This window comes from Clostridium sp. UMB9555A (assembly GCF_030222355.1).
GTDB classification, from domain to species: Bacteria; Bacillota; Clostridia; order Clostridiales; family Clostridiaceae; genus Sarcina; species Sarcina perfringens.
Genome location: NZ_JASORQ010000001.1, coordinates 262,777 through 287,033, shown reverse-complemented (window position 1 = coordinate 287,033; position 24,257 = coordinate 262,777). Strand labels below are relative to the sequence as shown.

Genomic DNA, 24,257 nt, shown 5'->3' with positions numbered 1-24,257 from the left:
TTTATTTGTTTACTCTATAAACATCTAATATTCCTTGTAGTCTTCTTATTTTCTTCATTAAGTCTTTTAATTGTTCTATATTATCAATTTTTACTTGAATATTTATATTAGCTACTCCATTTTTACCTGATTTAGCATTTAAAGAAAGAAGGCTAAGGTTAGAATCAGTTATAACTAACATAACATCAGATAATAAACACATTCTATCCTCTGCTTTAACTTCAAGTTCAGCCACATATGCAGCTCCCTTTTCAGTTCCCCAGCTAACATCTACAACTTTCTCTCCCTGTTTTTCTACTATAGCCTTAAAGTTAGAACAGTCCTTTCTATGTACAGAAACTCCTCTTCCCTTAGTTATATATCCAGCTATATCATCTCCAGGTACAGGATTACAACATCTTGCAAATCTAACCATTATATTGTTTAATCCCTTAACAGTTACTCCATAGCTTTGTTTTTTCTTTGTTTGTCTTTCAGTTTTAGCTATTTGTTCCTCAATATTCTTATTTAATTCCTCTTCGCTAACCTGTTTTACAACATTCTCTTTAAGCTTAGATATTACAGTAGATGAAAGTAACTCTCCTTCTCCTACGGCTACATATATTTCTTCAACATTATTTAAATGATATCTCTTTAATAACTTGTCATATAGCGGCCCTTTGCAAAGATCTGAAAATACTAAGGATTGCTTTTTACATTCCTTTTCAAGCATTTCCTTTCCTCTTTCTAAATTTTCTTCTCTTCTTGCTTTTCTAAGCCATTGTTTTATTTTACTTCTAGCTTGATTACTGTTAGCTATATTTAACCAATCTATATTAGGACCTCTAGATGATGAAGATGTTAATATCTCTACTATCTCCCCAGTTTTAAGCTTGTAATCTAAAGTTACTATCTTTCCGTTAACTTTGGCTCCTACACACTTATTTCCTATATCTGTATGAATCTTATATGCAAAGTCTATAGGAGTTGCTCCCGCTGGTAAATTTATAACTACCCCCTTAGGAGTAAATACAAATATTTCATCTGAGAATAAGTCAAGTTTGAATCCTTCCATAAATTCAGTTGCATCAACAGCTTCCTTTTGCCACTCAAGTATATCTCTAAGCCATGTTAACTTGTTTTCAAAAGTCATATCTTTTGAATCAGTTCCAGTAACACCACTCTTATATTTCCAGTGAGCCGCTATTCCGTACTCAGCCGTTCTATGCATTTCAAAAGTTCTTATTTGAATTTCAAAAGTCTTTCCTTCACTTCCTATTACTGTTGTATGTAATGATTGATACATATTCGGTTTTGGCATTGCTATGTAATCTTTAAATCTACCTGGTATTGGCTTATAAATAGTGTGTACTATACCTAGTACTGCATAGCAATCTTTAACTGTATTAACTAAAATCCTTATTGCTGTTAAATCAAAGATTTGCTCTATGCTCTTATGTTTATTTACCATTTTTCTATATATACTGTAGAAATGTTTTGGTCTTCCTTCTATGTCGCTATCTATATTAGCTTTATCTAAATTCTCTTTTAGCTCTTCAATTATACGAGAAATAAATTTTTCTCTCTCCACCCTTTTTTCAGCTATCATATTTACTAAATCATAATATTCTTCTGGGTGAATATATCTTAAACACAAATCTTCTAATTCCCACTTTATTTTAGATATACCTAATCTATGAGCTAAAGGTGCAAATATATCTAAAGTTTCTTGAGCTTTTTTCTTCTGTTTTTCAGGCTTCATATATTTAAGTGTTCTCATATTATGAAGTCTATCTGCTAGTTTTATTATTATAACCCTTATGTCTTTAGCCATTGCTAAAAGCATTTTTCTTACATTGTCAGCTTGTTGTTCTTCTTTGCTTTTATATTTTATCTTACCAAGTTTAGTAACGCCATCAACTAAGTTAGCTACTTCAACATTAAAAATATTACTTATATCTTCATAAGTATAATCCGTATCTTCTATGACATCATGAAGAAGTCCTGCAACTATAGTATTGGTGTCCATTCCCATATCAGCTAATATCATAGCTACGCTAATAGGATGGATTATGTATGGCTCTCCTGATTCTCTTTTTTGTTCTTTATGTGCTTCAAAAGCTAAATCATATGCTTTTTTAACTAAATCTATATCAACATTGTTCCCATTAGCTTTTATTTTAGAAATTAGTTCTTCTAACATACTGGATTATTCTCCCCTACTTAAAATTTCTTTTAATATATTATATTATTATATAACAAAAAAATAAAATAAACCAATAATAAAATTAATGGCTGGTCAATAAACCAGCCATTTTAAACTCTATTATAATTTTTTACAAAATTAAAGAATTTTAAACATCATAATCAACTAATGATGTTACTTCGTATCCTTTTAATTTATCTCTTCCTTTTAATTCTGTTAACTCAATAGTAAATGCTAATCCAGCAACTTCTCCACCAGCTTGTTCTACTAATTTAGCAACAGCAGCTATTGTACCACCAGTAGCTAAAAGATCGTCAACTATAGCAACTCTCATACCTGGTTTTATAGCATCTTTGTGTATTTCTAAAGCATCTTTTCCATACTCTAAATCATATTCTACTTTTACTGTATCCCCTGGAAGTTTACCTGGCTTTCTTACTGGAATGAATCCAACACCTAAAGCATATGCTACAGGAACTCCAAATATAAATCCTCTAGCTTCTGGTCCAACTACAACGTCAATATTCTTATCTTTGAAGAATTCTGCCATTTGGTCAACTGAATCTCTTAAGCCTTCTCCATCTGCTATTAGAGTAGTTATGTCTTTAAAACTTATTCCCTTTTTAGGAAAATCTTCTATAACTCTTATTTTATCCTTTAAACTCATTACTTTGCCTCCAAAATCAATAAATATATATAAATTTTAATTACTACCTTATTTTTTCATTATAAATATATTTAGTTATTTGCTCCGCTCTGTCCTTATCATTTGTAGTTAATAACTCCACAATTATCTTCGCGTTATCTTTTTTGCTAATGGCACCTTCTCTTGGAGTTATCTCATTAACTATTTTATTAATACTATCTATATTTATATCACTAATATTAAAGAAACTCTTAATAGCATTCAATCCTATACTATTAGTATATCTTAAATATTGAATGCCTTCCTTTAATATTATTCCATTTTCCCCTTTATTTTTAACGTTCTTTGAAACACTACCTATAAGTATTAAATCTAAATACTTATTTATTCTTTTCATGTTATAATATATAGCAATAGCTTGCATTAACTTAAAAGTTAACCCCGAATTAGTCAAATCCTTATATCTATATGAACACTTTTCTTCACTTGGGTTTATATATGTTGAATCATATATGCATTTTGTGCGTTTATTTTCCATTATTATTAGATCTATATTAAATCTATTACAGAGATTCTCCACCTCTTTATTTTTAAGTCCACAACCTACTGTTATTAAAAGTTCTGCACCTAAAAAAGCAATATCTTCTCTTAAAGTATATTCATCTATATCATAATTTTTTTCTTCATGTTCTGAACTTACACAATATTCAACATCAGCATTTAAATACTTTAGTATAAGCATTAAAGATGATATTGCACATATGGAATCTAAATCACATCCACCATATATAACTATCTTTTCTCTATTGTTAATTGCAGATGCTAGTCTTTCTATTGCTTTATTCATATTTTTAATGTTAAAAGGGCTATACCCAGATATGTAATTAGTGCAATATATGTTTTTCCAAGCCTTCTGCATAATTTAACTCCTCCATAAAATTAAGAAAACAAGTATATTATAATTTAAAATTACCTTTTTGACAAATACTTTTCAAATAAATACGTATTTATTAGTCATTTTTATTACTTTTCTCCTATTTTTCTTAAAAAACAATAAAAATTCTAATTAAAATAAAAAAAATGCTAAAAGTTATAAAACTTTTAGCATTTTTATACTATTACTTATTTCTTGCCTTTTTATTTTTTTGTCTGTTAGCTAAAATACACCAAATTGGACTTGCTATAAATATTGAAGAACAAGCTCCTGATGCTATACCAACTATTAATGGGAAAGCAAAATCTCTAACTGTAGGAACAAATATATAAACACAAACTATAGTGATTAAAGTTGTAAGTGTTGTATTTATAGATCTTGACATTGTTTGAGTTATACTCATGTCTGCAATCTCTTCTACAGATTTTCCTCTAAGTTTTTTTCTATTTTCTCTTATTCTATCAAATATAACTATTGTATCATTTATAGAATAACCTACTATTGTAAGTATAGCCGCTATAAATGGAGTATTTATTGTTATTCCAAATACAGCATAAACACTTATAGTTATTAATACATCATGTAATAGAGCTATTATAGCTGCAATACCAAAAGAGAATTCAAATCTTATAACTACGTATATAAGCATACCTATTACGGCTATCACAAGAGCTACTATGGCATTTGTTGTTAAATCTCTTCCTACTGAAGCCCCAATCTCATTTTGTGATACTAAGGCATCATCTTTTAAATCATATTTTTCTTTAAGAGCCTTAAAGATATCATTAACTTGAGAACTATTTAACTCTTTTGCTTTTATTTGAAGTTCAGTACCATTAACTTGATTTGTAACGGCATCCTTTGAATATTCATCTACAATTTTATCAACATCGGTTTTATTAAAATCTGTACCCATGTTTATTACAACCTGAGTACCCCCTCTAAAGTCGATTCCAAAGTTCATACCTTTAGTAAACATAAATCCAAAACCTATAACAATTATAAGAATTGATATAGTAAACCATATTTTCTTCTTCTCTACAATTTTAAGCATTATGTCTACCTCCTTTTATACGACCAAACATTGAAGGCTTATTTAATATTCCCATGTTGAATCCTAAATTCATAAAGAATCTTGTCATTATTATAGCGGTAAACATACTTATTACAATACCTATTAATAATGTTAAAGCAAATCCTTTAACTGGTCCTGATCCAAAGAAGTATAATACTAAACCAGCAATAAGGGTTGTTATATTAGAATCCATTATTGATCTTAACGCATTGCTAAAACCTATTTTCATAGCTGATGTTATACTTCTACCATTTCCAAGTTCTTCTTTGATTCTTTCAAATATAAGTACGTTAGCATCTACTGCCATACCTACTGTTAATAAGAAAGCTGCTATACCTGGTAAAGTAAGAGTTACTCCTACTAATGCAAATATATAAAGCACTAATAATATATAAACACTTAGCGACATACATGCAATGAATCCTGGAACTCTATAGTATAGTATCATAAATAAGAATATTATAGCTACACCTATTGCTCCTGCTTTCAGAGCATTTGGAAGAGCATTTGCACCTAATTGAGCACCTACAGTCTCAACTGAAACCGCCTTAACTGGAACTGGTAATGCACCAGCATTTATTATTCCAGATACCTTTTCAGCTTCTTCCATTGATCTATTTCCTGAAATAATAGCTTCACCATTAGAAATTATGTCATTTACTACTGGATCTGTTAATGTTTCATTATCCATTTTTATAGCTATTTTTTGGCCTTTATATTTTTTTGTTGCCTCAGCAAACTTTTGCTTACCTTCTTCGTTAAGCTCTAATTTTATAACTGGCTTACCTGTTTGAGGGTCTATATATACACTTGACTTTTCAACATCTTTACCTGTTAAAATAACATCATCCTCAGGCCCTACAAATGTTAACTCCCCTGTTTTTTGAAGAGAATCCACTATAGTTCCTGAATCGTATTGTCCTGGAATATCAATTCTTATTCTATTATTTCCCTCTGTTGTTACTACAGTTTCTGAAACTCCAACCTTATTAACCCTTAAAGATAGAAGTTCCTTTGTTGTGTTTAATTGATCTACTGTTACGTCATTACTTTGGATTTCCATAAGAACAGAAACTCCACCTTGTAAATCCAATCCTTTAGTTATAACCTCATTAAACGTTTTAAATTGATAGTCCCCTAATGTAAATCCTTTGAACCCTGCTAGAGCTAAAAAACTTATCACTGCTATGGAGATAAAAAATAATATGAAGCTACCTAATTTTGATTTCATGGTTATCCCCCTCTGTAAAATTTTCTCTGATAAACTAAATTATATTAATATGTTGCCATATAGTCAATATATGGCAACAATTATTAATATTATATTTTTATTCAGCGTCCATAGTCTTTGACTTTAATGCAATAGCACACTCAATTCTCTTCTTTTGCATTTCACATCCAACTTCATAAGGAACATGAATATCGCCATTAAAGTTAAAGTTATTAGCTTGACATCCACCACTACAGTAGAATCTAGCCCAACATTCTTTACATTTTGGTTTATTATATATGTGAGCTTGTTTAAATTCTGTTGAAAGATCTTTTCTGATTTCTCCATCATAGATATTTCCTAGTAAGAAATCAGTATTTCCAACGAATTGGTGACATGGATATATTTCTCCATCTGGAGTTACAGCAATATACTCATGACCTGCTCCACATCCTGCTATTCTCTTATAAACACAAGGACCACCATTTAAATCAATGTTAAAGTGATAGAATTTGAATATGTTATCTCCCTCTTCTAATCTTCTCACCATTTCATTGTATAATTTATCATACTCTCCAAAGATAGTCGGTAAATCTTCTCTTCTTAAAGATAATTCATGTTCATCTGGAAGAACAACTGGCTCTATTGAAATCTCAGTAAATCCTTCATTAGCAAGAGCCATTACATCTTGGAAGAAGTCAGTATTATTTCTTGTAAATGTTCCTCTAGCATAATATTGTTTACTTGGATCTCTCTTTTCAACCATTTTCTTTATGTTTGGAAGTATTCTATCATAACTTCCTGAACCATCAACTCTTATTCTAACAGCATCGTTAACTTCTTTTCTTCCATCTATTGAAAGAATTATATTTCCGATGTTTTTATCTATATAATCGATTCTTTCATCATTTAAAAGAGTTGCATTAGTAGTCATAGTAAATCTTACATTTTTGCCTACTTCTTGTCCTCTTTTCTTACCATAATCTATTATTTCTTTTATAGTATCAAATACCATTAGTGGTTCCCCACCAAATAAATCAACTTCTATATTCTTTATTCCACCTGAATTTGCTAATACAAAATCAATAGCTTTTTTACCAACTTCAGCACTCATTGGTTTTCTACATCCTTTGTATTCTCCCTCGTCAGCGAAACAATATTTACATCTTAAATTACAATCATGTACAACATTTAAGCATAATGCTTTTATGTATGAAGGTGCCTTGTCACTTTCTTTAGCAACCTCTTCATATAAATCTCCTGAGTATAAAGCGTCTTCTTCTACTAATTGAAGTAAATCTTCATAAGCCTCTTCAATTTCCTCAACTGGATATTTATCTTTTAACTTTTCAATTAAAGATTCCTTACTACTTAATTTGTTATCATTATCTATCATATTGTAAATAAGGTCATCAACAATATGAACACTTCCTGAGTTTACGTCTACTACGTAATACTCTCCACCTTGCATAAATTTATGAATTAATGCCACAATATTTCCTCCTAACTAAGAACTATGGCAGCAACTTTAAAAGTTACTGCCACTTAAGAATTTTTATAATTAATTTTCACAAGCTAAGTTTGCTACTGTAGCTGATGTTTTACAAGCTGATTGGCATGAGTTAGCACACTCTCTGCAATCTGCTGGTTTACATAAGCTCTTTTTTAAGCTTGACTTGTTTACTGTTTTTATACGCTTCATTTACTCTTCCTCCAATCAAAACTATCTTTAATATTATACCATGTTAAGGTTTAATTTTAAAGTTCTTTTTAAAAAGCTAATTTGATTTACCACCCTTATTCTTTCACATTATACTGTAAAATTCAATACCTAAAATGAAAAAATAGTTATTTTAATGCATAAAATACATTAAAACAACTATTTCTTTAAATTATACTAATCAATCTTTGAACTTATGCCTTGTTTTGAAAACTCGATCTTTGTTCTATCTTGAGTAGTCTCTATTATAACGCTATCATCTTTTAATTTTACTATTCTACCTATGATTCCGCCTCTAGTTATGATCTTATCATTTACTTTTAGCTCATCTATCATAGCATCATATTTTTTCTTTCTTTTCTTTTCTGGTAAGATAAGTAAGAAATAAAATACACCAAACATTAAAATAAAAGGTAATACCATTGTTGCTATTTGTTGAAAATTCATACTAGCCACTCCCTTCTTATTATGTAAATTTTATATTATTAAGCTCTTCCATTCCACTCTTCTAATTTTTTAGCTTTGAATTCTGCAAAGTATCCGCCATCTATAGCATCTCTTATATCCTCCATAAGCTTATTATAGAAGTATAGATTGTGAAGAACACATAATCTCATAGCTAACATTTCTTTAGCCTTAAATAAGTGTCTTATATATGCTCTTGTGTAATTTTTACATGCAGGACATTGACATCCTTCATCTATTGGTCTAGCATCTAATTCAAACTTAGCATTCATTAAGTTTATTTTACCTTCTTTAGTGAAAACATGACCATGTCTTCCATTTCTAGCAGGTAAAACACAATCAAAGAAGTCTACTCCTCTTTCTACTGCCTCTAATATATTTGATGGAAGACCAACCCCCATTAAATATATTGGTTTATCCTCTGGTAAGTGAGGAACTACAGCATCTATAACTCTATACATTTCTTCATGAGTTTCTCCAACTGCTAATCCTCCAATAGCATATCCATCTAAATCCATTTCTCTTATAGTTTTAGCATGTTCTATTCTTATATCTTCATAAACTCCACCTTGGTTAATACCAAAAAGCATTTGCTCTTTATTAACAGTGTCATCTAATGAATTTAATCTATCCATTTCCTTTTTACATCTTTCAAGCCATCTTGTTGTTCTTGCAACTGACTTTTCTACATATTCTCTAGTTGATGGGTTTGGAATACATTCATCAAAAGCCATAGCTATTGTTGAACCTAAGTTACTTTGTATTTGCATACTTTCTTCTGGTCCCATGAATATTTTTCTACCATCTATGTGTGAGTTAAAATAAACTCCCTCTTCTTTTATCTTTCTCATTCCTGCTAATGAGAAAACTTGGAATCCACCTGAATCTGTTAAGATTGGTCTATCCCAATTCATAAAGTTATGTAAGCCTCCCATTTGCTTTACAACCTTATCTCCTGGTCTTAAATGTAAATGGTATGTATTAGAAAGCTCTACTTGACATCCTATTTCTTTTAAATCCATTGAAGAAACAGCACCTTTTATAGCTGCTAAAGTTCCTACATTCATAAAAACAGGAGTTTGAATTGTACCGTGAGGAGTTACAAACTCACCTCTTCTAGCTTTTCCGTCTTTTTTTAAAAGAGTATATCTTTTTTTAGTCATGAAAAAAGTCCTTCCTTTGCTTTTTATTTTATAAACATTGAATCTCCAAATGAGAAGAATCTGTATTTTTCTTTTACTGCAGTGTTATAAGCATTCATTATGTTATCTTGGCCAGCTAAAGCTGAAACAAGCATTATTAAAGTTGATTCAGGTAAATGGAAGTTTGTAATTAAATTATCAACTATTTTAAACTTATATCCTGGATATATGAATATATCTGTCCATCCACTTTGTTCTCTAACTCTTCCATTTTCATCTCCAATAGTTTCTAAAGTTCTTGAAGATGTTGTTCCTACAGCAATTACTCTCTTTCCAGCTTCCTTAGTTTTATTTATAAGCTCTGCATTTTCTTTATCTAAATGATAATATTCTGAATGCATAACATGATTATTTACATCATCAACCTTTACTGGTCTAAATGTACCAAGTCCTACATGTAAAGTTAAATATACTATATTAACACCTTTATCTTTAATTTCTTTTAATAATTCCTCAGTAAAATGTAATCCAGCTGTTGGGGCTGCTGCTGATCCTTTTTCCTTAGAATAAACTGTTTGATATCTTTCTTTATCTTCTAATTTTTCATGTATATAAGGTGGAAGTGGCATTTGTCCTAATTCATCTAGAACTTGTTCAAATATACCATCATACTTAAACTCTATTATTCTGTTTCCTTCTTCACCAATTTCTCTAACTATTGCTTTAAGTTTACCTTCTCCAAAAGTGAAAACTGTACCTACTTTAGCCTTTCTTCCTGGCTTAGCTAAACACTCCCACTTATCTCCTTCTATTCTCTTTAAAAGAAGAAATTCTATTTTGCCACCTGTTTCTTCTTTTTCTCCTATAAGTCTAGCAGGTAATACTCTAGTATTATTTAAAACTAAAGTATCTCCTTCATTTAAATACTCTAATATATCATGGAATTTTCTATGTTCAATCTCTCCAGTTTTTTTATCTAAAACCATTAATCTTGAAGAATCTCTCTTTTCAAGTGGATATTGAGCTATAAGTTCCTCTGGTAGCTCAAAATAAAAATCACTTACTTTCATTTTAATTACACCTTCTCTATTTTATTTTTCAAATAACGTACATTGTTTAGAATCTATTTTAGATTCATTAAATCTAACTCTTCCTAAGTGTTTATATGCCTTATCTGTTGCCATTCTTCCCCTTGGAGTTCTAACTATAAACCCTTTTTGTAGAAGATATGGCTCATAGACATCTTCTACAGTATCTAATTCTTCTCCAACGAAGTACGCTAAGGTTTCTATACCTACTGGTCCTCCATTGAAGTTATCTATTATGGCTTCTAGAATTTTATTGTCAATTCTATCAAACCCTTCTCCATCAACTTCTAAAATCTCTAGGGATTTTTTGGCAGCCTCTTCTGTAATTTCATTATCATATAAAACTTCTGCAAAATCTCTTACTCTCTTTAAAAGTCTATTTGCTATTCTAGGAGTACCCCTTGACCTTTTAGCAATTTCAAAGGCTCCTTCTTCAGTTATATGGCATCCTAAAATTTCAGCACTTCTAATTATTATTTCCTTTAATTGCTCATCAGTATAATATTCCATAGAACACAAAACCCCAAATCTATCTCTTAAAGGTGAACTAAGCATACCAATTCTAGTTGTTGCACCTATTAGAGTAAATTTAGGTAAATCTAATCTTATGGATTTACTAGCAGCCCCTTTACCAATAATTATGTCTAAAACATAATCCTCCATTGCAGGATATAGTATTTCCTCTACGCTTCTATTTAATCTATGTATCTCATCAATAAACAGAACATCATTAGTATTTAGAGTTGTTAATATTGCCGCTAAGTCTCCTGCTCTTTCAATAGCAGGCCCTGATGTTATTTTAAGATTTCCACCCATTTCATTTGCTATTATATTGGCTAATGTTGTCTTTCCAAGACCTGGTGGCCCATATAAAATTACATGGTCTAAGGCTTCCTCTCTTCTTTGAGCAGCTTTTATGAATATGTTTAATCTTTCTTTAACTTTGTCTTGACCTATATATTCATTTATTTTCTCTGGTCTCAAACTGTATTCATTAGTTGAATCTATTCCAATCTCATTAGAGGTAACTAATCTTTCACTCATTTAATTACACCTCCTAACGCATTAAAAGTTTTAAAGACTCCTTTATCATATTTTCTATAGATAATGTCTTATCAACTTTTTCTAAAGCTTTTTGAGCTTCCTTCTCTGTATATCCTAATGCCATTAAGGCACTTAATGTTTCATTTATATTGAAACTATAATCAGAATTATCATTAATTCCTTCTATTAATTGTCCCTCTTCAGAAGTAAGTTCATCTGGTTTTAACTTATCCTTAAGCTCTAAAATAATTCTTTGAGCCGTTTTCTTTCCTATTCCAGGTGCCCTTGTTATATGCTTTTCATCTCCCATCATTATTGCATACTTTAAATTATTAACAGTACTAATTGATAAAAGTGATAAAGCAGCTTTTGCTCCTACTCCATTTATAGATAATAAAAGCTTAAACATTTCTAATTCTTCTCTTGTTGTAAATCCATATAGACCTATGAAATCTTCCCTAACGATCTGCTCTAGGTATAGAAGAACTTCATCTCCTACTTTTGGCATATTAGACATTGTATTTCCAGATGTGAAAATTTTATATCCTATATTATTTAATTCTATTACAACATAATCCTTACTTATCCCTTGAAATTGGCCTCTTATATATTCGTACATATTTAATGCTCCTATGTATAATAAGTTCTTTAAATCTATATAATACTTTAACATGAAGAGGGAATATTATCAATGAATTACACAAAATTTACTATTCATTAAAAACACCATAAACTCTCTATTTTCCTAGATCATACTTTCATTTAAGTAATAAAAAAAGCCACATCTTTCTAAGACATAGCTATTAATTATATATATTTTTTCAACTGATAAATTTGCTAATATTTTTAACTTATATAATTTGTTATATTTTCTTCACACTCTTCTCTTGTATCATATTTCTTTTCAAAATTACTTATTTTACTTCTATCAACCTCTGGCAAATCATCTATTTTCTTTGTACTAACATCCTCTGGCTTTTCAATAAATGGTCTCCCATCTTCACCAGCCTTAAACATTGCTATGTACCCATCTTTTTCGCCTATATAATACTTACCAGCTTCTAATATTCCCATATCATTTAAGAAAATTATTTCTCCCGAAGTTGATGAAACTAATTCATATCCATCTTTTTCTACGGCAGAAATTAACTCATCCATATTTTCTCCCTTAATTTCATCATTTTTAACCATTTCTCCAATAGTAGTTTTATAATCAACTACAACATGGTCATCTAAAGTTCTTCTTGTAAATATTACATCCATATCCTCAGCTAAAACAATTTCACCTTTTTTCTCTGTAACCTTCATATTAGTTTGTTGAATCTTTTTACTATTATAAAAGTAAGTTATCATATAACTGCTTGCAAATATAAATATGCCTAAAAGAATAAATATTAAGTTTTTGATTTTATCATTATTTTTTATATTATTAAAATTCATATCATCACCTCATTGGTGATTATTAACATATTTTCTCTTTTTATACACACATTTTTATATTTTTTAATTTTCCAAACGCTTTTAATACTAATGTTATATCTAAAGCCCTAAAGCTTTTTGTTTTTAAGAATCCTCCTATAATAATTAAATCCTTACTATTTTATCTAAAGTCAAAATCAAACAAAAATATTCATGTTTAAACTAAAAAAATCTCTACTTTTCTATCTAAGATCAAAATTAGACTAAAGTATATTATAAAATAAAAAGGGAGTGATTAAAATTCACTCCCCAAATAATTAATTACTATGCAGCATTATTCTTTTTCTTTCTTAATACAGCTAGTCCACCAATTGTTAATACTGTACCCATAGCAGCTACTGCTCCAGTTCCAAATGGCATACCTGTGTTAGGTAAGTTTTCACCATTATCAGGATTTTCTGGATTTTGTGGTGTTTCTGGGTTACCTGGATTTTCTGGATTTTCTGGATTTTCTGGATTTTCAGGTTTTTCTGAATCAACAGTTGTATCTTCACCTGCTTCTAATAAAGTAGCTAAATCAGTTATAGGATCTATTCCATTTTCTCTCCAATAATTTGCCATTTCATCTCTTATAACTAAGTTTGTATCCACTACATTTTTAGCAGCTGAGAAATCATAAGAATCTCCACCTACAGCCATGAAATCATTAGTAACCACTGTATAATACTTGTCATTTTCTAATTTAGTTCCATCAGCTAATCTAACAGAAGTTATCCTTTCTCCTCTTTCAGCTCCTGGAGTGTACCAAAGTTTAACACCAGCATGTTGTCCCCATCCAAAGTTATCTGGTTCTATTCCATGCTCTAAAACTTTTATTATATCTGAACCTTTCATTTCCATTGTAACTAAAGTATTATCAAATGGAAGTATTGTGTACATATCTCCAACAGTAATTGTTCCAGCCATTAATGGGGCTCTTACTCCTCCACCATTAGTTATTGCTATATCAGCATCAACTATTCTTCTCATAGTTTCAGCTACAGTAGCCCCCATAGGACTTACTCCAGTATCTCTATCATGTGGTAAATCTACTGATAAATCAGCAACTTTTTCATTCATTATAGGAGCTAAATCAGCTTCAAATTTTGCTAATATATCTTCCATATTCTTATCAACTGGAAGAGTATCTTTTCTCTTAGAAATATCTTCAAGTTTAGTTGTAACTACTAATTCATCTTTATAGTCAAATTTTAAGTTAACATATCCTAAATTTCTACCATTTTTATATGCTTGTATAACTGGTACTCCATTAACTTTTCCTTCAACTTTTTGATGACTATGAGCTGATATTATAGCATCAACTCCTGGTACTTCAGCAACTTCAACAATCTCACCAGTTATTTCTCCAGTCTCTCTATTTTGTTCACTTCCTAAATGACTTAAAACAACAACGGCATCTACATTTTCTTTATTTTCTAAATAATCTACCCAAGTCTTAGTTGCTTCTACAGGATCTTTAAATTCTAAATGAGCAACGTTATCTGGCTTGGTCTTGTATGCAGTTTCAGGAGTAGCAAGTCCTATAAATCCAACTTTCTTTCCTTCTCTTTCAACAACGCCATAAGGCTTAGCCCATTCAACTGGTTCTCCAGTTTCTTTTTCATATATATTTGATGCTAAGAAATCAAATTCTCCGGCTTTAGCCCAATCTGGTATATATTCATATCCCCAGTCAAACTCATGGTTACCAACTGCTGAAAATTCTAATCCCATTTCCTTAAGCATAGCAGTAACTGGCTCACCTTTTAAAAGATTTGACATAGCACTTCCTTGATATATATCTCCACCTGTAACAACTACAGTATTTGGATTTTCTTCTTTTATTCTCTTTATTTCTCCAACTAACTTAGCTGCTCCAACATCACTCTTAGATTCTGCTAAAGATCCATGGAAATCATTGAAAGTAACTATTGGTATTTCAACTTCCTTAGTTCCTAAAGCTTCTAAAACATCATTCCAAGTTACAGCTTTTACATTTGGAGTTCTTCCATCTTCTGATACAGGTATTTTTATTTTACCTTCATTTACAAGTTTAACAGCTAATTCTCTTTGTTCTGCATCCCAGTCATTACCTGTTATCTTCCAGTTATTATCAACATTTTTAGTGATTTTTCCACCTTTTACATTTTGAATATAATCAACTATTAAATCTCTCATATCTGATATTTGATCATTATTTGTATCATATATTTTCTCATGTTCACCTTGGTCCATTATTCCAGCAGCTAATCCAGAATTATATCTATAATCATTTACTGTTAAGTAAACTACATCTGAGTCTTCAACTGGCTTACCATCTTTTTCAAACTTTAAGTTTTCAATTCTTTGACCTGGCTCTTTAGATATATTTATTTCATAACTTATTTCATCAAACATGTCATATAAATACATTCTAACATCTTCATTAAAAGATACTGTTAAATCCCCATCTTTATAAGTATTATAATACTCAGCATTTTTTTCCATATACTTTTTAAGTTGCTTTCCATTTGTTTTTATAGTATATAATTTATTATCATATCTATAAATATTTGAAATATCTGCTTTGCTTATATTTCCTTCATATAAGTTTGATGAAGCACTAAATAAAGCTGCTCCAGAAACCATATAAACCTCATCTGGATTTATATTCTTTGATTCTAAATGCTTTCTACTATTATATAATTGAACTTCATTTATAAAGTCAGTTATACCTTGATCTTCAACTAATGATTGTGGTATATCTTTTATTTCATTTTTATCAGCAAGATCTCCTCCAACCATTTCACCAACAGGTGCTGTCGCATCAGCAATTGCTGTGTTATGAAAATCAGCAAGTAAATCATTTATTTTTTGATCTTCTGCTACACCCTTTGTGCTTAATAATTTAGACTTTTTATCTACAACTTCTACTTTTTCTCCATTTTTTCTAACAGTTAATTCTATTTTAGAAACCATTTGACCATTACTTGTAGGTTGGCTTATAACTGCATTATTTATTTTTTCTTCTGGTACATTAGTATGACTATGTCCTGCAACTATAGCAGATACCTCTGGGTTCATTTCAGCTATGGCTCTAGCACTATCTCCATTACCATATTCACTTTCTAATCCCACGTGTGAAACTACTGCATAAACATCAGCGCCACCCTCAGGTCTATTTTCTATTTCATCTATTACAAACCCAACTTCTTCTGCAGGGTTTTTAGCCTCATATCCTTTTAGATTTTCTGAATCCCATTTCATTATGTGAGGACTTACAACTCCAATTAGAGCAACTTCAACGCCTTCTATTTCCCTAGTTGTATATCCTTCATAAACTCTCTTACCATCTTTATAAAGATTTGCACATAATACATCTAAATTTTCATTAGCTTGGCCTATAACATTATTAAGGTTGTCCATTCCATAGTTAAATTCATGATTTCCTAAAGAGAAAACATCATATCCTATAGCATTCATTCCCATAACCATCGGATTAGGACCATTCTTAAATAAGTGATTGAAGTTTCCTTGTATAGTATCTCCATTATCAACCACTATTGTATTAGGATTTTCTTTTCTAGCTTCATTAACTAAAGTGGATATTTGATTTAATCCACCATCAGATTTTTGATTACGAGCATACTCATAATTCATAAATCTACCATGAAGGTCTGATGTACCTAAAATCTGAATAGTTACATCTCCTTCTTTTTCTAAAGTACCATCTTCTCCTTTTTTCTCTAAGTTTTCCGGTGCTAAATTTTCAGTAGCCTTTACAGTAGTTAACGGTGTTGCAATTCCAAAAATCATTGAAGTAGCAACTGCTAATGCTGTAAATTTCTTATCCCTTACTTTTTTAAGCATATTTTTCCCCCTCATTTAGTTTACTATTGTTATAAAAGTAAATTTTATACATATGTATTGTACATTGTTTAGCGAATATTTTTCAATCTTTTATTGTTAAATATTCGTTAACTTTAATTAACTTTTTATTTTTTAATTCCTAGTAAATTTTATACTTAAATAAATTTTAAAATTAGTAATGGAATTAATCTTATTAAATAAAAAAGCAGTAAAGAGAATTTCTTTACTGCTTTTTTTATTTATTTTAAATTAAGCTGCATCATTATGTTTCTTTTTTAGAATTATGCTACCGCCTATAGTAGCTAAAACTCCCATTGCTGCAAAAACTTCTGATCCAAAAGGATTTCCTGTGTTAGGTAATTTAATTAAATCATCCTTTTTATTTTCTTCATTATTTGAATTATTATCTGTATCAGATATTTCAGGCTTATCTGTATTAATATCATCTATAGTTGGATCTATTGGCTTATTTACTTCTATAGATGGTTTTTCTTGTTCAATAGGCTTATTTGTATCTATAGTTGGTTTTTCTTGTTCTACCGGTTTATTAGAATCTAAAGATGGATTTTCTGGTTCTACTGGGTTAACAGCTTCACCCTTCTCTTCTCCAGGTTCAATAAGAGTTGCTAAGTTAGTTATAGGATTTATACCATGATTTTTCCAATAATCACTTATGCCTTCTCTTAAAACTTTGTTAGTATCTTTAATATTCTTAGCTGCTGAGAAATCATATCCATCTCCACCAGCTGCCATAAAATCATTAGTCGCTAATTTATAATATTTATTTGGATCTAGCTTACTTCCATCTAATAATCTTACAGAAGTTATTCTATTTCCAGGTTCAGCATCTGGATTATACCAGAATTTAAGACCAGCATGTTGGCCCCATCCAAAATCTTTAGGAGCAATTCCATGTTCTAATACTTTAATAATATCTGAACCTTTCATATCCATTGTTACTATAGTATTATCAAAAGGAAGTATAGTATACATATCTCCTACTGTTATTACGCCTTTCTTTAATGGAGCTCTTACTCCACCACCATTATTTATAGCTATATCTGCATCTACTATTTTTCTCATAGTTTCTGTAACAGTTGCTCCCATTGGGCTTACACCTGCATCTCTATTGTGTGGAAGATCCTCACTTAAATCAGCCACCTTAACATCTAAGATAGGTGATAATTCTTTTTCATATTTTCCTAATGTTTCTTCCATTTCTTTATCTACAGGTAAATCTTTAATATTTTTAGAAATATCCATACGTTGAGCTTCAACAGATAATTTTCCATCTTTATCAAATTTTAAATCTATAAGGCCAATAGCACGTCCATTTTTATAAGCTTGTACTATTGGAACTCCATTAACAGTTCCCTTAACAGGCATATGGCTATGAGCTGATACAATTGCATCTAAGCCTGGAACTTTTGTAAGATTAACTACTTCACCTGTTATTTCTCCAGTCTCTCTATCTTGTTGACTTCCAATGTGTGTTAAAGCAATTACTGCATCAACTTTTTCAACTTCTCTTAAATGTTTAACCCATTTTTCTGCTTCAGTGTTAGGATCTCTAAATTCTAAATCTTTTACATTATCAGGATTTGTTTTATATGCTGTTTCAGGTGTTGCAAGGCCTATAAATCCTATTTTTTTACCACCTTTTTCAACAACTCCATAAGGTTTAGCCCATTTTACAGGTTCTCCTGTAGCTTTTTCATATATATTAGAAGCTAAGAATTCAAATCCACCATCTTTAGCCCATCCTGGAATTAAATCATAACCCCAGTCAAATTCATGATTCCCTACAGATGAAAATTGAACACCTAAAGCTTTATTCATATCACTAACTGGCTTTCCTTTTAAAAGGTTAGATAATGCACTTCCTTGATACATATCTCCACCACTTACTACTATTGTGTTAGGATTTTTTTCTTTTACTTTCTTTAATTCCCCAACAAATTTAGCAGCTCCAGGGTTTCCTCCTGATTCTTTTAAAGAACCATGAAAATCATTGAATGTTAAAATAGGAATTTCAACTTCTTTCTTTTCTTCTGGTAAAGCCTCTGCAAATTTTGATACTTCATCCCAAGTAACAGATTTAACATTTGGAGTTCTTCCATTTGATGAAGTTGGTAGCTTTATTTTTCCTTCATTAATAAGTTTAACTGCTAAAGCTCTTTGTTCCGGATTCCAATTGTTACCTGTTATTTTCCAGTTTCCATCTACATTTCTATTTATTACTCCATGTTTAACATTAATTATATAATCACTTATTAAATCTCTTATTGCTGATATATCATCATTTACTGTATCATATATTTTTTCATGTTCACCTGGATCCATTATTCCTGCAGCTAACCCTGAATTATATCTATAATCATTTACTGATAAATACACTACATCTGAATCCTCAACTGGTTTACCATCTTTAGAGAATTTTAAGTTTTCTATTCTTTCACCTGGATCTTTAGCTATATTTATTTCATAATTAACCCCTTCAAACATATCATACTTATACATTCTTACATTTTCATCAAAAGATATAGTTAAATCTCCATCTTTATATTTATTAAAGAACTTAGAGTTTTCTTCCATGTATTTCTTTAATTGTTTTCCATTAGTTTTTATAACATATAATTTATTATCAAATTTATATATATTTGAAACATCAGCCTTGCTTATAGGACCTTCTTTAAGATTAGCCTTAGGACTAAATAAAGCTGCTGATGAAACCATGTACACATTATTTGGATCTATTCCTTTAGTTTGTAAAAACTTTTTACTATTATATAATTGTACTTCATTTATAAAATCAGTAACCCCTTGGTCTTCAACTATTGATTGTGGAATACCTTTTACTTCATCAGGTTTTGCTAAATCTCCACCTTTTAATTCTCCAATCTTAGCTGTTGCATCATTTATAGCAGCTTCATGGAAAGGCTTAAGTTTCTCAGTTAATTCAGGATCTCCTTGTACCCCTTTAAGGCTTATAAGATCTGCACTCTTATCAAGAACTTTTGTTCCACTTTCATCTTTTTCAACAGTTAAATTAAATTTAGAAACATATTTTGCTCTACTTGCTGGTTCACTAATTATAGCGTTTCCTCTTAATTCTGATTTAACTGTATCATGACTATGTCCAGCAACTACTACACTTACTTCTGGATTTGCTTCAGCTATTCCAGCAGCACTATCTCCATCACCATATTCTCCATTTAAACTTGCATGAGAAGTTACTACATAGACATCAGCGCCTCCATTTGCCTTTATTTCTCCTATTATTTTCTTTACTTCTTCTGTTGGATTCTTAGCTTCATAACCTTTTAGGTTTTGAGAATCCCATTGCATTATATGCGGAGTAACTACTCCTATTATTGCAACCTTTATTCCATCTACATCTTTAATTGTATAAGGATTAAAAACTCTCTCCCCATTTCTGTAAAGGTTTCCACATAAGACATGAAGATTTGGGTTTGCTTGACCAATAATATTATGAAGTTTGTCCATTCCAAAATTAAATTCATGATTTCCTAATGAAAAAACATCATATCCTATTGTGTTCATAGCAAGTATCATAGGATTTTCTTTATTCATAAATAGGTGATTGTAATTTCCTTGAATAGTATCACCATTATCTAGCACTAGAGTATTAGGATTTTTCTTTTTAGCTTCTTTAACCACAGTAGCTATTTGATTTAATCCACCAACAGATTCCTCTCCCTGTGCATAATCATAATCCATAAACTTACCATGCAAATCAGAAGTGGCAAGTATTTGAATATTGACAGTTTTTTTATCTGTCTTTTCTGTTACATTTGAATTTTTTGTTTCAGAAATTTCAGCAGCTTTAACTGGTATTGGTAGTATAAAGCTAAAGACCATTGCTAATACAACCATTAAAGCAGTAATTTTTTTGTTACTAAACTTCTTTAACATAAATTATCCCCCTTGAATTTTATTTGTTATAAAAGTTAATTTTATACATACTAATTGTAACATATATTAATATATTTTCAATATTTTGTTATAAAAATTCAAAGAAAGTATATAAACAATAAAATAGGATTTATTATGAAAGATTTTTTAAACTCCATCATAACAAATCCTATTTTCTTTAAAATTAATCTAAATATTATTTCACATTATATTAAATAAAGGTTGTAAGATTTCTTAAATTTATTTAACTAATATAAATATTCATTTCTTAAAAACTCTATTTTTTCCTTAGTTAATCCATATTCTTTTAGAAAATATGTTTCATAGCTACCATAAGTATTTTTTATCTTATTTAAACTAAGTTCTATAAATTTCTTTTTTACTCCTAAAATATCATCTATCAATTCCTTTATAGTTTCATTTGATATATGCTTTTCATAAATTTGAAGTATTCTATGATTTTCTCCCTTTCTATATTCATTACTTAACATATAATCCTCTATTACCTTTTCTTCTGGCACACCTAAAAGTAATAATATTAAGGCTGATCCTAAACCAGTTCTATCTTTTCCTGAGGTACAATGCTGTAATACAGCTAGGTTATTAGGATTTTCTATTATCTTTATAAGCTCCTTAAAAGCTAAATTATTTAATGGCATCTCAATATATCCATCCATAAGTATCTTTTCAGGTGGTTCTTGATTGCTATTCTTTGATAAGATTCCTTTCAAATAGGATTCCATATTTAGATTTTGATTATCTAAATTTCTCATTGCAGATATATTTATATTTTTTGTTCCTTCAACATTTCTATCTGGACTTAATTTAACTTCTTCTAAGGATCTATAGTCAAAAATATATTTAATTCCTAGGGTTTTAAAATATTCTAAATCTTCTCCTTTTAATTTATTTAAAGCTTCTGAGCGATAGAATAATCCCCACTTAACCTTTCTTCCATCTTTTGTTTCATATCCACCTAAATCTCTAAAATTACAAAATCTTTTAAGTGGTACAAGTCTCTCTGCTAAAATCAACTCTCCATTTTCACATTTTATAAAATAAAAAGTTCTATTCTTAGGCTCTGGATCCTTAAATTCAAATTCATTTTCCTTTTCTATATGTTTAATAAACTTTAATTCTCCATTAAGTTTCTCAGAGTAATATAAAGTTCCAGTAACTTCTTTATTTAATGTTATTTTTAACACTTCTCCAGAGATTCTTATTAAATTTCCATTTAAGCTTCTCATAAAACATCATCTCCTAATATAACCCAAATCTTTTTTTTAATTATACTACTTATTTTTATAAATTGTTAACTTTTCTTAAACCTTATATATATTTTATCTTTATCATAAACTTCTTAAAATTCTTAAGTTTAAAGAAATTTTTTCAAAGAATTAATGTTTTTCCATATTATGTATGATAAGATATTATTATAAGATGTAAACCTTATTATTTATATTTTTATATATAAAAGAGTTATTTTTATATAGTAATAAACAATTGAACTTTTTATTATATTTAAATCTATTTTATTTATGCTTAAGGAGGTCCCATGGAATTATTATTTATATTGCTTTTTTTAATAATGCTTATGACTGCATTTTCAACCTCACTAAGAGAAACTAAGAAATAATTATATTAAAATTTATTTTATATTTAATGAAAAACCAAATTAAAGGCAGTACTATTTAATGGTTTATTTTTACCATATTAAATATTACTGCCTTTAAATAAATTTATTTTTTATAATCTTACTTAATTATTAATCCCTTATATTTTTATAAAAATCTTATCTTTTAGTCTTTTTAAATCCCCATTTTTCTTAAACCCATATATATTAGTGACTAAGGCTATTATAAATAGCCCCACACCAGTTAGCCCTAATAAAAAATTCAAATTATTATTAGAATCATCTCTAAATAAAAGACAAACTATTGCCATTAAAGTTGTCTCAATGCTAATAAGCATTATTTCTATAAAATTCTTATTTTCGCAAAAAGCTTTTATAAATATAAATGCAATTACTAGCATTATTAGTAATATTCCAAATAACATCTTATATTTCCCCTTTTAAAAATTAATTAACTTATTATAATTCTATATCCATATTTTGAAATTTAAATTTTATACCTAGAACTAAGATTACTATAAATCCCAATAAACCTATTCCAATTAAAATTGGAATAAAAAAACTTCTTACCTCTCCAAAGGCAATAATAAAAACTGTTATAACTATACAAATTATATTTATAAAATGTAACTCCATTAAATAACCCATATTTTCTTTCTTAAATCTTTCCTTAGTTTCTTGCATAAACTCTCTTAAATCATCTTGTTTTATTTCACTACCGGTTTTTAAAAGACTATAAAAATCTTCAAATAATGTTATTTGCTCTAATATTGATATTACAATATAAATACAGAAAATTATAGCCATTAATTGTATATATTCCATATTAAATTCTCTTTTCTAAATATCTATTTATATTCTATCATATTTACATTTATCTATTTCCTTATAATTTTATAATTTTAAAATATTACAAATTCAAGCATCAACTTATCTAATATATCTATTAATAACAAAAGGCTATCTCCTACCTACAAAGATAGAAAATAACCTTTTAATATATACAAAGTTACTAAAAGCATAACTAATGTACATCGTAGTAAATATAAATATTTACTACGATATTAAATCACTTTAAACTATTAATATTACTTTGGTTTAAAATCTTACTCATCCCATCCTTCAGGGAATTCAGCATTATGGTAAACTTCTTGAACATCATCGTCATCTTCAAGTAAGTCTAACATCTTTTGGAACTTCTTAGCATCGTCTTCGTTTATAGCAGTTTCAGTATCTGGTATCATTTTAACTGCTGCTTCTAAGAATTCTAATCCTTCAGCTTCTAAAGCTTCTCTTACTGTACCAAAATCTTCTGGTGAAGTTGTAACTATGAATACTTCTTCCTCTGATGCAAAATCTTCTGCTCCAGCATCTAAAGCCATCATCATTATTTCATCTTCATCTAATTCAGCTTTTTCTATTACTATTTCACCTTTCTTTTGGAACATGAAACCAACGCATCCTGATGTACCCATGTTTCCGCCACCTTTAGTGAAAGCACTTCTTACGTTACCAGCTGATCTATTTTTATTATCTGTTAATACTTCAACCATTACAGCTACTCCTGATGGTCCGTATCCTTCATAAACTATTGATTCGTAGTTTACTGAATCTCCTTCTCCAGCAGCTTTCTTTATAGCTCTTTGAATGTTATCATTTGGCATGTTTGCAGCCTTAGCTTTTGCTACAGCGTCCTTTAATCTTGAGTTACCATCTAAGTTTGCTCCACCTTCTTTAACTGCAACAGCTATCTCTTTTCCTATCTTAGTGAATATTTTTCCTCTTTTGGCATCCATTTTACCTTTTTTAGCTTGTATATTATGCCACTTTGAATGTCCTGACATCCTTATTCCTCCTAACATATATGTGAAC

The 24,257-nt window shown here is 29.5% G+C and carries 19 protein-coding genes; all 19 read right to left on the bottom strand.

The window, feature by feature from the left end; all coding sequences use genetic code 11:
• Position 1 precedes the first annotated feature (1 nt).
• Positions 2-2,182 carry a RelA/SpoT family protein gene (locus QP548_RS01260; RefSeq protein WP_061428924.1) on the bottom strand — a complete coding sequence of 727 codons (2,181 nt, stop codon included), beginning with the start codon at positions 2,180-2,182 and terminating at the stop codon, positions 2-4.
• Between the two features lie 151 nt (positions 2,183-2,333).
• On the bottom strand, positions 2,334-2,852 hold the full coding sequence (locus QP548_RS01255; protein WP_061428925.1) for an adenine phosphoribosyltransferase: 519 nt from the start codon (positions 2,850-2,852) through the stop codon (positions 2,334-2,336).
• A 43-nt stretch (positions 2,853-2,895) separates the two neighbouring features.
• Positions 2,896-3,750, bottom strand: a complete 855-nt coding sequence (locus tag QP548_RS01250) for a DHH family phosphoesterase (RefSeq protein ID WP_003451668.1) — start codon at positions 3,748-3,750, stop codon at positions 2,896-2,898.
• Between the two features lie 199 nt (positions 3,751-3,949).
• Positions 3,950-4,819: a protein translocase subunit SecF gene (secF, locus tag QP548_RS01245; RefSeq protein WP_003451195.1), complete on the bottom strand. Its 870-nt coding sequence runs from the start codon at positions 4,817-4,819 to the stop codon at positions 3,950-3,952.
• Positions 4,812-6,071 (bottom strand): protein translocase subunit SecD, encoded by a 1,260-nt coding sequence (gene secD, locus QP548_RS01240; protein ID WP_003451081.1) that lies wholly within the window; start codon positions 6,069-6,071, stop codon positions 4,812-4,814. The genes secF and secD overlap by 8 nt, the downstream gene beginning before the upstream one ends.
• A gap of 97 nt (positions 6,072-6,168) precedes the next feature.
• Positions 6,169-7,542, bottom strand: coding sequence for a thioether cross-link-forming SCIFF peptide maturase (scfB, locus tag QP548_RS01235; protein WP_003451573.1), 1,374 nt, complete (start codon positions 7,540-7,542; stop codon positions 6,169-6,171).
• A 69-nt stretch (positions 7,543-7,611) separates the two neighbouring features.
• Positions 7,612-7,752 (bottom strand): six-cysteine ranthipeptide SCIFF, encoded by a 141-nt coding sequence (gene scfA, locus QP548_RS01230; RefSeq protein WP_003451489.1) that lies wholly within the window; start codon positions 7,750-7,752, stop codon positions 7,612-7,614.
• 195 nt (positions 7,753-7,947) lie between these two features.
• On the bottom strand, positions 7,948-8,217 hold the full coding sequence (gene yajC / locus QP548_RS01225) for a preprotein translocase subunit YajC (protein ID WP_003451165.1): 270 nt from the start codon (positions 8,215-8,217) through the stop codon (positions 7,948-7,950).
• A gap of 38 nt (positions 8,218-8,255) precedes the next feature.
• Positions 8,256-9,398, bottom strand: a complete 1,143-nt coding sequence (tgt, locus tag QP548_RS01220) for a tRNA guanosine(34) transglycosylase Tgt (protein ID WP_003468762.1) — start codon at positions 9,396-9,398, stop codon at positions 8,256-8,258.
• Positions 9,399-9,421: 23 nt separating this feature from the next.
• Positions 9,422-10,447: a tRNA preQ1(34) S-adenosylmethionine ribosyltransferase-isomerase QueA gene (gene queA / locus QP548_RS01215; RefSeq protein ID WP_061428926.1), complete on the bottom strand. Its 1,026-nt coding sequence runs from the start codon at positions 10,445-10,447 to the stop codon at positions 9,422-9,424.
• Positions 10,448-10,468: 21 nt separating this feature from the next.
• Positions 10,469-11,509 (bottom strand): Holliday junction branch migration DNA helicase RuvB, encoded by a 1,041-nt coding sequence (gene ruvB / locus QP548_RS01210; protein ID WP_061428927.1) that lies wholly within the window; start codon positions 11,507-11,509, stop codon positions 10,469-10,471.
• 13 nt (positions 11,510-11,522) lie between these two features.
• Positions 11,523-12,128, bottom strand: a complete 606-nt coding sequence (gene ruvA, locus QP548_RS01205; RefSeq protein WP_003451248.1) for a Holliday junction branch migration protein RuvA — start codon at positions 12,126-12,128, stop codon at positions 11,523-11,525.
• Positions 12,129-12,355: 227 nt separating this feature from the next.
• Complete coding sequence (locus QP548_RS01200; protein ID WP_061428928.1) at positions 12,356-12,949, bottom strand: hypothetical protein; 594 nt, start codon at positions 12,947-12,949, stop codon at positions 12,356-12,358.
• Positions 12,950-13,252: 303 nt separating this feature from the next.
• Positions 13,253-16,816: a multifunctional 2',3'-cyclic-nucleotide 2'-phosphodiesterase/3'-nucleotidase/5'-nucleotidase gene (locus QP548_RS01195; RefSeq protein WP_061428929.1), complete on the bottom strand. Its 3,564-nt coding sequence runs from the start codon at positions 16,814-16,816 to the stop codon at positions 13,253-13,255.
• A gap of 249 nt (positions 16,817-17,065) precedes the next feature.
• On the bottom strand, positions 17,066-20,752 hold the full coding sequence (locus QP548_RS01190; protein WP_061428930.1) for a multifunctional 2',3'-cyclic-nucleotide 2'-phosphodiesterase/3'-nucleotidase/5'-nucleotidase: 3,687 nt from the start codon (positions 20,750-20,752) through the stop codon (positions 17,066-17,068).
• Positions 20,753-21,000: 248 nt separating this feature from the next.
• Positions 21,001-21,999, bottom strand: coding sequence for a tyrosine-protein phosphatase (locus tag QP548_RS01185; protein WP_061428931.1), 999 nt, complete (start codon positions 21,997-21,999; stop codon positions 21,001-21,003).
• Positions 22,000-22,525: 526 nt separating this feature from the next.
• Positions 22,526-22,810: a hypothetical protein gene (locus QP548_RS01180; RefSeq protein WP_061428932.1), complete on the bottom strand. Its 285-nt coding sequence runs from the start codon at positions 22,808-22,810 to the stop codon at positions 22,526-22,528.
• Between the two features lie 34 nt (positions 22,811-22,844).
• Positions 22,845-23,210, bottom strand: a complete 366-nt coding sequence (locus QP548_RS01175) for a hypothetical protein (RefSeq protein ID WP_061428933.1) — start codon at positions 23,208-23,210, stop codon at positions 22,845-22,847.
• A 281-nt stretch (positions 23,211-23,491) separates the two neighbouring features.
• Positions 23,492-24,229, bottom strand: a complete 738-nt coding sequence (locus QP548_RS01170; protein WP_003451771.1) for a YebC/PmpR family DNA-binding transcriptional regulator — start codon at positions 24,227-24,229, stop codon at positions 23,492-23,494.
• Between the last annotated feature and the right edge of the window lie 28 nt (positions 24,230-24,257).

Coding starts and splice junctions, on each gene's coding strand:
- QP548_RS01260 (WP_061428924.1), bottom strand. CDS start 2,182: ATGTTAGAAGAACTAATTTCTAAAATAAAAGCTAATGGGAACAATGTT.
- QP548_RS01255 (WP_061428925.1), bottom strand. CDS start 2,852: ATGAGTTTAAAGGATAAAATAAGAGTTATAGAAGATTTTCCTAAAAAG.
- QP548_RS01250 (WP_003451668.1), bottom strand. CDS start 3,750: ATGCAGAAGGCTTGGAAAAACATATATTGCACTAATTACATATCTGGG.
- secF (WP_003451195.1), bottom strand. CDS start 4,819: ATGCTTAAAATTGTAGAGAAGAAGAAAATATGGTTTACTATATCAATT.
- secD (WP_003451081.1), bottom strand. CDS start 6,071: ATGAAATCAAAATTAGGTAGCTTCATATTATTTTTTATCTCCATAGCA.
- scfA (WP_003451489.1), bottom strand. CDS start 7,752: ATGAAGCGTATAAAAACAGTAAACAAGTCAAGCTTAAAAAAGAGCTTA.
- yajC (WP_003451165.1), bottom strand. CDS start 8,217: ATGAATTTTCAACAAATAGCAACAATGGTATTACCTTTTATTTTAATG.
- tgt (WP_003468762.1), bottom strand. CDS start 9,398: ATGACTAAAAAAAGATATACTCTTTTAAAAAAAGACGGAAAAGCTAGA.
- queA (WP_061428926.1), bottom strand. CDS start 10,447: ATGAAAGTAAGTGATTTTTATTTTGAGCTACCAGAGGAACTTATAGCT.
- ruvB (WP_061428927.1), bottom strand. CDS start 11,509: ATGAGTGAAAGATTAGTTACCTCTAATGAGATTGGAATAGATTCAACT.
- ruvA (WP_003451248.1), bottom strand. CDS start 12,128: ATGTACGAATATATAAGAGGCCAATTTCAAGGGATAAGTAAGGATTAT.
- QP548_RS01200 (WP_061428928.1), bottom strand. CDS start 12,949: ATGAATTTTAATAATATAAAAAATAATGATAAAATCAAAAACTTAATA.
- QP548_RS01195 (WP_061428929.1), bottom strand. CDS start 16,816: ATGCTTAAAAAAGTAAGGGATAAGAAATTTACAGCATTAGCAGTTGCT.
- QP548_RS01190 (WP_061428930.1), bottom strand. CDS start 20,752: ATGTTAAAGAAGTTTAGTAACAAAAAAATTACTGCTTTAATGGTTGTA.
- QP548_RS01185 (WP_061428931.1), bottom strand. CDS start 21,999: ATGAGAAGCTTAAATGGAAATTTAATAAGAATCTCTGGAGAAGTGTTA.
- QP548_RS01180 (WP_061428932.1), bottom strand. CDS start 22,810: ATGTTATTTGGAATATTACTAATAATGCTAGTAATTGCATTTATATTT.
- QP548_RS01175 (WP_061428933.1), bottom strand. CDS start 23,210: ATGGAATATATACAATTAATGGCTATAATTTTCTGTATTTATATTGTA.
- QP548_RS01170 (WP_003451771.1), bottom strand. CDS start 24,229: ATGTCAGGACATTCAAAGTGGCATAATATACAAGCTAAAAAAGGTAAA.